The following is a 14591-nucleotide window of genomic DNA, read 5'->3' on the forward strand; positions in this document are numbered from 1 at the left end:
AAATATGTAGAAATTCTTAAATCCAATAAAAGGCGACCGGAAGAACATACATACTACTATGGCAATTACTCTATTGAATAAACTGGTTAAATAAACTAGAATTACATAGTTCTGTTTACTAAACTTAAGAGAATCTTAAGATTTATACTTCCTGCTTATTAAGATTTATTGGATAAACTCTATTTATAGTAAAAGAAGAAAGGAGTGAGTGTGGATTGGATAATTATTCTGTTCTCGTTGTTGATGATGAAAAGGAAATAAGAGATGGGATTGAAATTTATTTAAAGAATGAGGGAATTACGGTAATTAAAGCGAAGGATGGGATTGAAGCGATTGAGAAGCTAAACGAACACGACGTTCATTTAATTCTATTAGATGTAATGATGCCTCGCCTAGACGGGATTGCGACCACTTTTAAGATTAGGGAAAACAAGAACATCCCCATTATCATTTTAAGTGCAAAAAGTGAGGATATGGATAAGATCCTAGGTCTTCAGGTTGGGGCAGATGATTACATGACGAAACCGTTTAATCCATTAGAACTCATCGCTCGAGTAAAATCACAGCTACGACGCTACGTTAAGCTCGGAACGTATGAAGGTGGAGAAAAGCTAATTGATTTGCATGGACTAATGCTAAATCAAGCAGCAAAAGAAGTAAAGATCCACGGAGAAACAGTAAAACTAACACCAATTGAGTTTAAAATCATTGAATTACTGATGACAAATGCAGGGCGAGTTTTCTCTATTAATGAAATCTATGAACGTGTCTGGAAAGAACCTGGATTTAATGCAGAGAACACAGTTGCGGTACATATTCGAAAAATTCGTGAGAAAATTGAAATTGACTCTAAAAATCCAAGATATTTAAAGGTGGTGTGGGGAATTGGATACAAAATGGAAAAGTAGAATGATTGCTCTTTTTGCTGCGGTGCTGTTTACTTTTGGACTAAATGGATTAATTGTAGGAATGAACTTTGGCTCCATGTATTCAGACAGTAGCTATTTTCAATCCTGGGAGTTTGAAAATGAAGTGGTAGAATTCATTGATTTGCTTTATATGTTCGAGTTTAACCATTTAACAAAAGAAGAGTTAGAGACGAAAATTGCAGTTACTCAAGAAGAAATCAACGAACATCGTTACCGATACGGTGATTTATCTGACCAAATCCTGAGTATTAGAGAGCAATACGAACCTCGAATTCAACAGGCGATCGGTAATAATGATACGGAAATTTTAGCACTACTAACAGATGAGCGTGATACAAAAATAGCAGACATCACCAACAATTTTATAAGTGATGATCATGTACGCGCGAAGATACTGGCTGAAAAAGAACGAACATTGGATAACTATTTTCAAGAGTTAAATGAACAAAGGGCAAGATTTGGCCGATATACCGCCGCTTTTCAGTATTATTTTAAGGATACAGAAACAGGTTACTACTATACAAATGTTGCCGAAGCTGAACGAGGTTTAACGAAAAATGAGGATGTGGTATTTTTTCGACAATATCCATCAGCCAATATTGGATATCTAATGCCAAGGCAACATTATATTTATACATTTGATAATGATCTTTTCGTAACAGATATTGAGTTAAAACCAAGAAGCTTTGAAGGGCAGTTAGCTATCTCAAAATCTGCACCTGAAGCAAGTTTTCTCTTAAACAATTACTATGATTATAAAGAACGAAGAAAGACATTTATTATCTACGTCGTATGTTCTATTTTAGCACTAGTAGCTAGCGTGTTTCTGATTAGAAGAAAGAAAGTATTACGAACAATACCATATGAAAAATTTGAAACACATTATCAAAAAATTCCGGTGGATTTAAGGTTTATTATGCTTTTCATCACTGCTTTTAGTAGCTTTGCAACGGTCATGGATACTGGACGTTATTATATGTATGGCAACTCGTATTTGATTGTTAAAGGTATTATTAATAGCTTAGTTATTACTACCCCTCTAATTATCTTAACTGTAATTCAAGTCATGTTATTGTTGCCGTATATGAAAAACTGGCCTTCCTTAAAAAGAGATTGGGAGAAGAGTGTTAGTAACCGTTCGTATCAACTGGTCATGGATGTTTTCCGTAGCTGGCGATTTGGGATACAGGTTCTGTTTTTACTAGTAACCTTCTTTTTGTTTGGGGCGGGGCTGTTTGTAGCCGCTATTAATCGATTGGTTATTCCTTATTTAGCCCTCTCTGTAATTATTGCAATTCCTGTTATCTTGGTGCTAAAACGTATCGCTTATCTTAATCAAATTTTTACTAATGCCAGTGAGCTAGCAAAAGGAAACTATGAGCAAGACTTACCTATTAAAGGTAGATCTGCATTGGCTCAGCATGCCAACCATATAAATATGTTAAAACACGGAGTGAAATTATCTCAACGAGAACAAGAAAAAAGTGAGCGACTTAAAACAGAACTGATTACCAACGTAAGTCATGATTTACGTACGCCATTAACATCGATTATAACTTATACTGAATTATTAAAATCGCCAGATCTAGTAGCTGCAGACAGGGAGGCTTATGTAGAGATCATTGATCGAAAGTCTAAACGACTTAAGGTATTAATTGATGACTTATTTGAAGCATCAAAGATGGCAAGTGGAAATATTGAGCTTTCAAAAGCTAGAGTAGATTTAGTACAACTATTACAACAAGCATTAGCCGAACATAACGAGACGGTTAACGAGTCAAACCTTCAATTTAGAGTCTCAATGCCAGAGAAATCCGTTTATGCTAATGTTGACGGACAAAAAGTATGGCGTGTGTTCGATAATTTAATTAGAAACATTTTGAATTACACATTAGAAAACACGAGAGTTTATATCTCACTTGAGTGTAAGGATGACCAAGTAGAGATTAACTTTAAGAATATTAGTCAGTATGAACTTGGTGGAAATGTTGATGAGATGTTTGAACGGTTTAAAAGAGGCGATGCCTCGAGAAATACTGATGGATCAGGACTTGGATTAGCTATTGCTAAATCAATAGTTGATCTACATGAAGGTAACTTAACGATTAAGGTAGATGGAGATTTATTTACCGTGACGGTATCATTAAGGAGAATTGACCTGTAAGCAGAACAATAACAAAGAAAAGCTATGGATATCTCCGCTAGCTTTTCTTTGGGTTTTATCGATTAAAACCATCGACTTGTCATCATTTTCTTACGTGTGAAAAATTCAACTCCGTCCTTACCGTTTGCGTGGAGGTCACCATAAAACGATTTTTTCCATCCAGAGAATGGGAAGAAGGCCATTGGTGCTGGGATATTCACGTTAACACCGAGCATACCTGCTTCGATGGTTTCTCGAAACTCTCGGACAGCTTTCCCGCTGGATGTATAGAGCACCGCTCCATTCGCAAACTCTGATTCATTGGCAATTGTAATGGCTTCTTCTAAATCTTTCACTCGAACGATACTTAGAACAGGAGCGAAGATTTCGTCTTTCCAAATTTGCATATCCTTCGTTACATAGTCAAAAATCGTTGCACCAAGGAAATAACCATTCTCCGTTTCTTTTACATCCATTCGGCCATCACGGAGGAGTTTTGCTTGTTCTTTTTCTCCTAATTCAATGTAATTCTTTACGCGATCTAGGTGAGATTGGCGTATAACTGGTCCAAGAAATACATCAGGATCAATACCGTTTCCGATTTTTATATCATTTGCTGCTTGAACAAGTTTTGCCACAAACTCATCAGCGATTTCATCAACGACCGTCACAACTGCGCAAGCCATACAACGTTCTCCGGCACTACCAAAGGCTGCCCCGATAATTCCTTGAATTGCTTTTTCCATATGGCAATCTTCTAATACGATTGAGTGGTTTTTCGCGCCGGCTAATGCCTGCACTCGTTTACCATTTGCTGCTGCCGTCTTATAAATATATTCGGCAACCGGCTGTGAGCCAACAAACGATATTGCCTTTATATCTTTGTGTTCTAAAAGGCCATTAACAACATCATGGGCTCCATGAACGATATTTAAGACACCATTAGGTAGGCCTGCTTCGGTGAAAAGCTCAACCAAACGTTCGGCAAGCAGTGGTGTACGTTCTGATGGTTTTAAAACAAAGGTGTTACCACAGCTTATTGCTAACGGAAACATCCAACATGGCACCATCATCGGGAAATTGAATGGGGTAATTCCACCAACTACCCCAATCGGGTATCGATACATTGCGGATTCAATGTCTGTAGCGATATCAGGTAGAACTGACCCCATCATTAACGTTGGGGCACCTGCTGCAAACTCAACACATTCGAGACCACGCTGTACTTCCCCACGGGCTTCTTCTAAATTTTTACCGTTTTCTTGCGTAATTAATGAGGCTAATTCTTCCGCGTGTTTAATGATCAGTTGTTGGTAATTGAATAAAATCCGTGCGCGTTTTGGAACCGGCGTTTTCCCCCATGTAATAAAAGCTTGGTTGGCCGCCTGAACGGCTAGGTCGACATCTTCTTTTGTAGAAAGTGGGACTTCAGCTAGCACTTCACCTGTTGCAGGATTATAGACATTCTCTTTCGTAGTAGAACTTGATGGAACCCACTCACCGTTAATATAATTTTTTAGTAGTTTCCCTATTTTAGTCGTCATACTGTTTCCCCTTTTCTATTAGAAGTTTCATTGCTATAGTTATAACAAATTTTATAGAGTTCAATGATTTCCTCTTTCGTTGGCACCTTCGGATTATTATCAGGACTACCACTCGCCAAAGCATCACTGGCCATTTTATCAATAACTTGGTTGAAAATTTCTTCGTCGATTCCCCATATATGTAGATTAGGAATTTCTAAATCTAAACATAACTTTTTTACTTCTTTAACTGCAAGTAAAGCAAGCTCGGTGTTTGATAAAGATGGTTCACTCGAGAAAATCTCACCCAATTTTGCTAGTCGTTCTACACACTCTTCTTGGCTAAACTCTAAAACAGCCGGTAACAGCATCGCATTTGAGACTCCGTGTGGAACATGGAATAAGGCTCCGATTGGACGAGACATTCCATGGACTAGGCAAACTGAAGCATTTGAAAAGGCAATCCCCGCTTGCATTGCTCCTAATGCCATAGCTTCACGAGCATCTAAATCTTCACCATGATTGTAAGCATTTCTGATGTTTTTAACGATTAATTCCATCGCCGATAAGGCTAATACATCTGTCATTGGATGAGCTTTTTTTGAAAGATATGCTTCAATTGCGTGACTAAGTGCATCAACACCTGTAGCAGCGGTCACTGCCTTAGGGGAAGAGACGGTAAGAATTGGATCAACAATGGCCACAGTTGGAATAAAGGCAGGTTGCTTAATCATCATTTTCACATCATTTTTCGTATTCGTGATGACAGTAACATCTGATACTTCCGATCCAGTACCTGCGGTGGTTGGAATTGAAATATGTGGAACAGGTTTGCTCGAAGCTAATTTGTTTCCACCCATATAATCACCTATATATCCGCCATTTGTTACGATAACCGCCACAGCTTTTGCTACATCAATACAGCTACCCCCACCTAGGGAGATGATTAGGTCACAGCCAGTCTGTAGGTACATTTGTAGCGACTCATCCACGTAAAAATCTGTTGGCTCACTGTTGATGTCTAAATAAACGGCATAGTTAATATCATTCTCTTCTAAGTACTGCTTACATTGTCTTACGTAGCCTAGGTCATTCATGATGCGATCACTAATAATCAAAGCTTTCTTTCCAAGAGCAGCCGCTTCCTTTCCAACTACTTCAAAAGACCCTCTTCCATATAAAATGATTTCAGGCATCCGTAACGTCGCGAATGTTTTCAAAACAATTCCCCCCTAACTAGTTTCAAAAATAAGTATTGCAATGTTTGTGCCAAAATTTTTGATTGGGACTAAAACATGACTCTTATGTCTAATAAAAACAGACACCTCTTAAATAAGTGTCTGTTTTGGCCGACACTATTACAAGATGCGTCGGAAAGTGTAGGTTATCTGTCGGATTTACCCGACACAGTTGGTTAGTCATCACATGGTGATATCGTGTAGCTTTAATTTATCGTATAAGGTTGAACGGTGGATCCCCAACTTTCTAGCGGCTTTTGCTTTGTTCCCGTTAGTTTCAATTAGCACGTTGATAATTAAATCTCGTTCTTCGAGTTTCATTTCCTTTTTTCGTTCAGAGAAAATGGTCAAAGGCGCTTTCGCTAAATCCGATGCTTCAATGCTTAATGATTGGGAAATAGTTGATTGGTTAAAAAGTAGTGACACATCAGAGGCAGAAATATCCTCTTTGTCTACTAAACTAATCATTCTCTCAACGATATTCACGAGTTCACGGATATTGCCTGGCCATTCATAGGATAGTAACTCTACAAGAGCGGTATTAGTAAGTCGTTTTATAGAAATGTTGTATTTCTGGCAAACTTCCTCCATATAGTGAGCGAGCAAAAGAGGAATATCTTCCTTTCTCTCTCGAAGCGGCGGAATATGTAATCGAATTATATTTAAGCGGTAATAAAGATCTTCACGAAACGTACCTGCCATTACCATCTGCTCCAGTGATTTATTTGTTGCAGCTACAATTCGTGTATTTGTTCGATAAGGCTTGACACCACCGACACGAGTTCCCTCTTTTTCCTGAAGAACCCTCAGAATTTTTGATTGCATCGCTAAGGGCATATCCCCAATTTCGTCTAAGAATAACGTTCCTTCATTGGCAAGCTCAAACTTTCCGGGCTTGCCACCTTTCCGCGCACCTGTAAAGGCTCCGTCGGCGTATCCGAATAACTCGGACTCTAGTAAATGATCTGGGATTGCAGCGCAATTTACACTTACAAAAGGTCCGGTGGAAAAGGGACTTAAGAGATGAATGCTTTGAGCAAAAAGTTCCTTTCCGGTGCCGCTTTCTCCAGTAATCAGAACAGTTGCCAGTGTTTTTGCTGCTTTTCTAGCTAGTTGCTTTGTATCAGCAATTTTTTCACTTTTGCCAATGATTTGTTCTAAAGTAATCAGTGGTTTTGTTTCAGTATTTGCAAGTCTCGTTTTCGCTTTTTGTTGATGCTTTTCTAGTATTTTATAAAGCTCAGAAACGCCTTCAAAGATCAGCATGCCGATTACAGCAACAACTTGATCATTTTTTCGGATTGGAATTCGGTGCACAACCATTTCTTGTCCATTGATGATTTGAAGAGAGCCTCGCTCTGGAATTCCTGACTTTAGAACATGATGTAATCTTGTGTTTTCAATAATCTTCGTGACATGCTGACCCAGTGCATCTTCAATTTTAATCCCAGTAAATCGACAATAAGCTTCGTTAAAATGAATGATTTTTCCTTCATGATTAATGACAACAATGCCTTCATAGGCACTGTCTAACACCGTACTTAAGATATCAAGGGAGTAGTTGTTGTTCATTTTCTAAACCTCCTAAGCCACATTAAAATCAGTCGATTTTTGTTTTATATCATGTTTCATGAATATTATCGCCATGATGGATCCTAAAGTTAGATTTATTACGACTGCGATAACAGCTGGTATTGCTGCGAGGGGGCTAATGTAGTTCATCGCAAGAAGTGCGGCTAAGGCTGTATTGCAAATCCCTGTTTGAAACAACATTGCCCGAGCTTCTCCTTCTTGGAAACGGAACAATTTAGCAACATAATATCCTGCAGCCATCGAACCTATCACTTGTAATAAAACGACGAATACTAATAGCGGCATTAATGACATATGTAACGAAATTGCCTGTTGAGCAGATGAGACAGTGGCTAGGACGATAATAAATAAAGCGACCGCTGAAGTAGGAGCAACTAGAGGTTTCACTAAGTAAACCGATTTTCCCCACTTCCATTGAATGAGTAAGCCAGCTAGTATTGGTAGAAACACAATATAAACCATTTTAAAAAATAACGGCCAAAAGGCGATATAGATGAGTTGACCGGCAAAGGCCTTGATAACTAATGGAGTTAGAAAAGGTCCTATAACAGTGTCAATTGCAGACATCGTAATACTTAAAGCTGTTGTTCCGTTGGCCATAAATGTATAAAGATTAGCTGACGTCCCACCCGGTACGGCACCAGCTAAAATAATTCCCGTAGCTAGTTCTGGTGAATTGCGGAAAAATACTAGAGCTAACACAACAGCGATACTAACTGTCAGTAGCCATTTCAATAGTATTCCGAGAAAGGCAAGCTTTGGTTTTTTTAGAAATGCGATGAATTGAGTTGTAGGTAGGGAAAGTCCCATTAAAAAAATAATTAATGCCAATGCTGGCCCAGGCCACCTTTCTAAACTAAGAAAGGTGGAAGGAAACAAGTAAGCCACTATTCCACAAGAAACAATCCAGAAAGGCATAAATTTCGTTATCAAGTAGTTCAACATTTTTAAAATTGTCAACGGCAATTCCCCCATATAAGAGATAACCTCATTGTAAAACAATTTCTGAAAATTACAAATAAATTACACTAGGCCTATTTACTGGTGAGTTTTCTAAAAAAATAGAATAATATAATAATAGAGTTTACTTACTCTGGAAAGGTTGTTGATAACTTGAGTACTGTTACAGATGAAATTATCCAAAATTATAAAAAGATTTTAGAGCATGTTCACAATGGCATAGTGATTATAAACAATCAAGGCTCGATCGTATATTGCAACAAATCGTGTCTGACCTCATTAAACCTCTTGGAGGAAGAAACGATAGGAAAGCACATCAATGACATTGTTGACGAACCGTTAGAGATGGTATTCCTGCACGGGATTTCTTGCCCTAATATTATTCGAAAGGTGGGGGCGCGTACCTTACTAGTCAATCAAGCGCCAATCAATCATGAAGGTCGTATTATTGGTGCCATTCATATCTTCCAAGATATATCTGAACTGAATAGCACAATCCAAGGACACGCTGAAAAGGGATCGCAACCAATCAAGGAAGTACTTGAACTGCTCTACGACGGGATAGTTATCGTTGATAAAGAAGGGATAATTACGATGATGAACCAGCCCTATTGCTCTTTGTTGGGGCTTACAATGGATGAGGTGATTGGCAAGCATGTCACAGAAGTCTTACCTAATACACAAATGCATATTGTCGTAAAAACGGGGCAGTCACATTATGGGGAATTTATGACACTGAATGGCAGAAATATTATTGTCATGCGTCATCCAATTCGAAAAAACGGAGAAATCGTCGGAGCGATTGGGAAAGTCATGTTTACCAATGTTGAAGATTTAAAGACATTAACCGAGCGATTAAACATCGTTGAAAAAAAATATAACTATTACAAAAAAGAGTTAAAGCGTATTAGAGGAGCAAAATATTCATTTGATCAGATTGTTGGTAATAACGAGAAGATGGTTGAGGCAAAACGGTTAGCGAAAAAAGTTGCTAATAGCCGCTCGACAGTGCTGATCAGAGGAGAGAGTGGAACGGGGAAAGAACTTTTCGTTCACGCCATTCATGAAGCAAGTAATCGTTCCGAAGGACCACTCGTTCGGATTAATTGCGGAGCCATCCCAGCAAATATCCTTGAGTCGGAGTTGTTTGGCTATGAGGAAGGTGCTTTTACTGGTGCAAAAAAGGGTGGTAGGCTTGGGAAAATTGAACAGGCTCAAGGTGGAACATTATTCCTAGATGAAATTGGAGATATGCCACTACATATGCAGGTGAAGCTTCTTCGCGTTTTACAGGAGAAAGAAGTGGAACGCCTAGGCGGAAATGAAATAAGCCAAGTTGATATCAGGGTAGTAGCCGCTACGAACCGCCCATTAGATGAAATGGTGAAAAAAGGGGAATTCCGTGAGGACTTGTTCTACCGGTTGAATGTCTTTCACATTCATATTCCCCCGTTACGAGAGCGTGGTCAGGATATTATGAATACGGCTCATTTCTTATTAGGCAAACTTTGTGATGAACTTGGAATGACAGTTAAGGGCTTTGATCCCCAGGTGGAAGACTTGTTTACTAGTTATCAGTGGCCTGGAAATGTTCGCGAAATGGAAAATGTCATCGAGCGTGCTATTCATCTCACAGAGGCAGGTACATATATATCAATGCAACATCTTGCGCCTCATTTACAACATTTAACGGAAGAGTTACAGGTCTCCCGCGGCTTCTCACTAGAAAAAGAAATTGAACAAGCTGAAATAACCGCTATTAAACGAGCCATTAAAGCATCTGAGGGGCACCGAGTTAAAGCGGCAGAACTGTTAGGGATTCATCGCGCAAGCCTATATCGCAAGCTTGAAAAATATAAGTTAATGGAATACGAATAAATACAATGTCGCAAAAATGATACATGTTTCGTTTTTGCGACAATATGAAAGCGATTACTTTAACTAACGGATTTTTGACTAATTTGTGAACAAAACAATGTTTGTATGTCGCATATATGCGACAACGAAAAAATAAAAGCACTCTATTAAACTAGTAATTCCCACAATGCTATTTTTTTATACAAAAAAATAGTGCCTTTCACCCCTACAGCAGACTGTCTTTTTATTTAAATTTTCTAAATACTTATAATTTATTTGAAAATTTTAAAAAGTTGGCATGGTTATTGCAAATATAAAGATGAACAGCACAGTGAAGGGGGTACATAGGGTGGATGTAAGAGATAAAGTCGTATTCATTACCGGAGCTGCAAGTGGGATTGGATTAGAAATTGCCCAATCCTTTGCAAAAAGTGGAGCAAAGGTCGTGATTACCGATTTACATGAAGAGCTAATTCAAACTGAAGTAGAGAGTTTGATTGAAAAAGGCTTTGAGGCAACTGGTCATAAATGCAATGTCTGCTACGAGGATGATATCAAAAAAGCCATTGATTTTACGACTCAAAAGTATGGAAGGTTAGATATCGTCATCAATAATGCAGGTCTTCAATATGTGTCTCCTCTAGAAGAGTTTCCGACGGACCGTTTTGAGTTACTTATAAAAGTCATGTTGACTGGTCCATTTATAGCGATGAAATATGCATTTCCAATTATGAAAGCACAAGGCTTTGGCCGAATTATTAACATGGCCTCAATCAATGGTCTTGTTGGCTTTGCTGGAAAAGCCGCTTATAACAGTGCAAAGCATGGTGTCATTGGGCTCACAAAGGTCGCTGCATTAGAAGGAGCAGAACATGGAATTACAGTCAATGCGCTCTGCCCAGGTTATGTTGATACACCATTAGTAAAAAATCAGCTTGCCGACTTAGCAAAGACCAGAAATGTTCCGATTGAGAAAGTCCTCGAAGAAGTTATTTACCCATTAGTACCACAGAAACGGTTACTAAAGCCTAATGAAATATCAGATTATGCGCTCTTTTTAGCGTCTGATAAAGGAGGTGGGGTGACAGGGCAAGCGGTCGTTATGGATGGTGGTTATACCACACAGTAAACGTTGTGGTCTTCATAAATTTAAATTTTATTAAAAAGGGGAGAAATAACAATGAAAAAGGCTTTTAAATTAGCAGCAACAGTAGGATTAGCATTAGCGTTGATCACGGGTTGTTCAGCGACAAACACAACAACGAACTCTGAAGGGGCTCCGCAACAGAAAGTAAAGTGGCAGCTTGCAACTTCTTGGCCTGACTCAATTATGATTCAAGATATGCCAGTTCAATGGGCAGAGATGGTTAAGGAAATTAGTAATGGCCGTTTTGAGATTGATGTTCATCCAGCGGGTTCATTAGTAGGAGCTGCAGAAGTGTTAGATGCGACAACAGCAGGAACAGTTGAAGCGTATCATACATTTAGTGGATATTGGATTGGAAAAATGGCTGGTTCACCGTTCTTCTCATCTGTACCAATGACGATGGAACCGTTTATGTACATGACGTGGATTTACGAAGGTGGCGGACTTGAGCTTTGGCAAAAAATGTATGATGAAGCCGGCTATAATGTAAAAATTATTCCTTTAGGAATTCAACATCCAGAAACATTGGCTTGGTCGAATAAACCTCTTCCAACGTTAAATGACTGGGCAGGATTAAAGTACCGTGGTGTAGGTTGGTGGGCTGAAATCCTACGTGACAACAATGTTAACGTAACATCAGTTCCAGGTGCAGAAATTTATCCTTCACTTGAGCGTGGAGTTATCGATGCAGCAGAGTTTAGTTCTCCTTACAACGATAAAGGCTTAGGCTTCTATGAAGTTACTAGCTACTTCACAGGTCCTGGGATGCACCAACCTAGTACATTATTCTACATTGGAATAAATAAAGATGCTTGGAATGCGTTACCTGCTGACCTTCAAAAACTAGCAGAAGTTGCAGCAAAAGCTACAACATTATGGAGCTGGACGCATGACTTTGACCAAAGTATGAAAGCTCTAGACTTCTTTGGTGAAAAAGGAATTGAGCGAGTGGTCGTTGATGAGTCTGTTCAGTTAAAGCTACAAGCAGATACTTGGGCCCTTCTTGATCAAAGATCTAAAGAAGAAGGCGGCGTGTTTGCTGAAATTTGGGAGTCTATGAAAAATTACCGAGCAGACTTTATTGAATACGAAGATATCATGGTACCAGTTCGTGGTGCAACTAAATAATTATTTCATAATCTGAATGAATTTCATAATTACCTTAATGATGCCATATCTGACTAAATTGTGAAATTCATTAAACTAGCAACTTATAAAAATCACTGTTATCTGGGAAAGCCCGGAGACACCTTCAATGCTGATGGAGACTGAGAGGTCTAGGAAAGTGAACTCTTCATTCTCCACCATCTTTTGGGAGTCTCAGGGCCTTTCACCTTACTTTTATTAAAGGAGGGTTATCTATTGAAGCCTTTGTTGCGAGTGTTCAGCTACGTTGATAAATTTCATGAGTTTGTTGCGAAGACTACGGCTTGGTTAATTCTTGTCTTAATTTTTACGATGACTTATGAAGTAGCCTCACGTTATCTATTTAATAACCCTACGGTTTGGAGTTATGACCTTAGTTATTTTTTATCAAGTCTTTTCCTGATGTTTGGAATGGCCTATACGATGAGTATAAAGGGACATGTGAATATTGATATCTTTTATGGGAATTTTTCACCAAGGGTTAAAGCTGCCTGCGATGTGGGTTTTGCGTTGTTATTGTTTTTCCCGTTGTGGTATTTAATCATTGCAACAATGATTCCACACGTACAATTTTCCATTAATATGAATGAAAAAAGTTCGTTTGGAAGCTGGTTCCCGATTATTTGGCCATATAAACTATGGATTCTTACTGGATTAATTTTGTTATTTATACAGGGTATAGTTGAATTTTCAAGAGATTTGATCTGGTTAATTAAAGGTGGTGAACGTCCATGAGTCCTGAACTGATTACATTTTTAATGTTGGCAACTTTGATCGCTCTAATCGTTTTGGGCTATCCGATTGCTTTTGTTTTAGGGGGCGTTGCAACCCTCTTCGGTTTGATTTTTGTCGGCCCTAATGTCATTAACTTTTTCATGTTGAAAATGTATAGTACCTTATCTGATTACGTCTTAATTGCGATCCCACTGTTTATCTTCATGGGTGCAATTATTGAAAAGTCTGGTCTTGCAATGCGCCTTTATGACGCTATGCATATTCTAATGGGACGCCTACGAGGTGGATTGTTAATAGCTACTATCATCACATGTACGATTTTTGCAGCAGCAACAGGGGTTATTGGTGCATCAGTCGTAACAATGGGATTATTAGCATTACCTGCGATGATGAAATATAAATACGATATCCCGATGGCTACAGGTTCAATCTGTGCTGGTGGGACATTAGGAGTTTTGATACCGCCAAGTGTATTAATTCTAGTATATGGACCGACGGCTGGTATTTCTGTTGGGCAATTATTTATGGCTGCAATCATTCCTGGACTTTTATTAGCAGCTGCTTATGTTATTTACGTGGTCATTCGTTGTTATATTAATCCTGAACTAGGCCCAGCTTTACCAAAAGAGGCCGTTAAAGAGGTTTCAACTGGTCGTAAGATCTATTTATTTACAACATCAGTACTTCCTGTTTCCTTCTTAATTTTATCGGTACTTGGAGCAATCTTCTTAGGAATTGCAGCTCCAACGGAAGCAGCTGGAATTGGTGCTTTCGCAGCCTTGATCTTAGCAGCTGCGTATCGTAATTTAACATTGAAAAACTTAAAGGAAGCTGTTTATAGTACGATGAAAATTAGCTCAATGATTTTCCTAGTACTGATTGCTGCTGGCTTCTTTACAACGATCTTTATCAGGGTTGGTGGAGGACGTGTTGTGACAGACTTTGTGACAGGTCTACCGTTTCCTGATTGGGGAATATTAATTGTTATGTTTCTGATCGTATTCTTAATGGGAATGTTTATCGACTGGATTGGAACGATAATGATCGCAGTTCCACTATTTACTCCGATTGCAATGGCTTTAGGCTATGATCCGCTTTGGTTTGCAATGATGGTAATTGTTGTCATGCAGACAGGCTTTTTAACACCACCATTTGCTTATGCAATCTTCTACCTAAAGGGAATTGCCCCACCAGAAGTAAAAACTAGTCATATTTATAAGGGAGTTATTCCATTTATCTTAATTCAGTTTGTCATCATTATTTTATTATCAATTTTCCCAGGTTTAATCACTTGGTTACCTAGTCTAATGTAGTGGGTTT

Annotated in this window: 11 protein-coding genes; 7 read left to right on the forward strand and 4 right to left on the reverse strand. The window is 38.6% G+C overall.

Features of this window, described 5'->3' with window-relative positions; translation table 11 throughout:
- The first annotated feature begins 215 nt into the window (after positions 1-215).
- Together DS745_RS11395 and DS745_RS11400 are read left to right on the forward strand one after the other, a co-directional pair.
- Positions 216-908 carry a response regulator transcription factor gene (locus tag DS745_RS11395; RefSeq protein WP_129078364.1) on the forward strand — a complete coding sequence of 231 codons (693 nt, stop codon included), beginning with the start codon at positions 216-218 and terminating at the stop codon, positions 906-908.
- On the forward strand, positions 886-3093 hold the full coding sequence (locus DS745_RS11400) for a sensor histidine kinase (protein ID WP_129078365.1): 2208 nt from the start codon (positions 886-888) through the stop codon (positions 3091-3093). The genes DS745_RS11395 and DS745_RS11400 overlap by 23 nt, the downstream gene beginning before the upstream one ends.
- A 62-nt stretch (positions 3094-3155) precedes the next feature.
- Here the strand turns inward: DS745_RS11400 and DS745_RS11405 are convergent, their stop codons facing one another.
- The 4 genes from DS745_RS11405 to DS745_RS11420 form a co-directional block, all read right to left on the reverse strand.
- Positions 3156-4616 carry a CoA-acylating methylmalonate-semialdehyde dehydrogenase gene (locus DS745_RS11405; protein ID WP_129078366.1) on the reverse strand — a complete coding sequence of 487 codons (1461 nt, stop codon included), beginning with the start codon at positions 4614-4616 and terminating at the stop codon, positions 3156-3158.
- Positions 4613-5815, reverse strand: a complete 1203-nt coding sequence (locus tag DS745_RS11410; protein WP_277750918.1) for an iron-containing alcohol dehydrogenase — start codon at positions 5813-5815, stop codon at positions 4613-4615. Before DS745_RS11410 ends, DS745_RS11405 begins: the two co-directional genes overlap by 4 nt.
- A 201-nt stretch (positions 5816-6016) precedes the next feature.
- The gene (locus tag DS745_RS11415; protein WP_129078367.1) at positions 6017-7405 is read right to left on the reverse strand and encodes a sigma-54 interaction domain-containing protein; all 1389 of its coding nucleotides are present in this window, start codon (positions 7403-7405) and stop codon (positions 6017-6019) included.
- Positions 7406-7417: 12 nt separating this feature from the next.
- Positions 7418-8386, reverse strand: coding sequence for a bile acid:sodium symporter family protein (locus DS745_RS11420; RefSeq protein ID WP_161568240.1), 969 nt, complete (start codon positions 8384-8386; stop codon positions 7418-7420).
- Between the two features lie 153 nt (positions 8387-8539).
- Here DS745_RS11420 and DS745_RS11425 point away from each other — a divergent pair, with 153 nt between their 5' ends.
- The 5 genes from DS745_RS11425 to DS745_RS11445 all read left to right on the forward strand — a co-directional run bounded on the left by DS745_RS11425 (position 8540) and on the right by DS745_RS11445 (position 14584).
- The gene (locus DS745_RS11425; protein ID WP_129078369.1) at positions 8540-10264 is read left to right on the forward strand and encodes a sigma 54-interacting transcriptional regulator; all 1725 of its coding nucleotides are present in this window, start codon (positions 8540-8542) and stop codon (positions 10262-10264) included.
- A gap of 328 nt (positions 10265-10592) precedes the next feature.
- A complete protein-coding gene (locus tag DS745_RS11430) occupies positions 10593-11372 on the forward strand; it encodes a 3-hydroxybutyrate dehydrogenase (protein WP_241657796.1) in 780 nt (259 codons plus the stop codon).
- A gap of 51 nt (positions 11373-11423) precedes the next feature.
- Positions 11424-12518, forward strand: a complete 1095-nt coding sequence (gene dctP / locus DS745_RS11435) for a TRAP transporter substrate-binding protein DctP (protein WP_129078371.1) — start codon at positions 11424-11426, stop codon at positions 12516-12518.
- 234 nt (positions 12519-12752) lie between these two features.
- A complete protein-coding gene (locus DS745_RS11440) occupies positions 12753-13271 on the forward strand; it encodes a TRAP transporter small permease subunit (RefSeq protein WP_129078372.1) in 519 nt (172 codons plus the stop codon).
- A complete protein-coding gene (locus DS745_RS11445) occupies positions 13268-14584 on the forward strand; it encodes a TRAP transporter large permease (protein ID WP_129078373.1) in 1317 nt (438 codons plus the stop codon). The genes DS745_RS11440 and DS745_RS11445 overlap by 4 nt, the downstream gene beginning before the upstream one ends.
- Positions 14585-14591 lie beyond the last annotated feature (7 nt).

Source organism: Anaerobacillus alkaliphilus (genome assembly GCF_004116265.1).
Taxonomy (GTDB): domain Bacteria; phylum Bacillota; class Bacilli; order Bacillales; family Anaerobacillaceae; genus Anaerobacillus; species Anaerobacillus alkaliphilus.

Bases quoted from the DNA above. Each gene is read 5' to 3' on its own strand.
- DS745_RS11405 (WP_129078366.1), bottom strand. From the start codon at position 4,616: ATGACGACTAAAATAGGGAAACTACTAAAAAATTATATTAACGGTGAG.
- DS745_RS11415 (WP_129078367.1), bottom strand. From the start codon at position 7,405: ATGAACAACAACTACTCCCTTGATATCTTAAGTACGGTGTTAGACAGT.
- dctP (WP_129078371.1), top strand. From the start codon at position 11,424: ATGAAAAAGGCTTTTAAATTAGCAGCAACAGTAGGATTAGCATTAGCG.
- DS745_RS11445 (WP_129078373.1), top strand. From the start codon at position 13,268: ATGAGTCCTGAACTGATTACATTTTTAATGTTGGCAACTTTGATCGCT.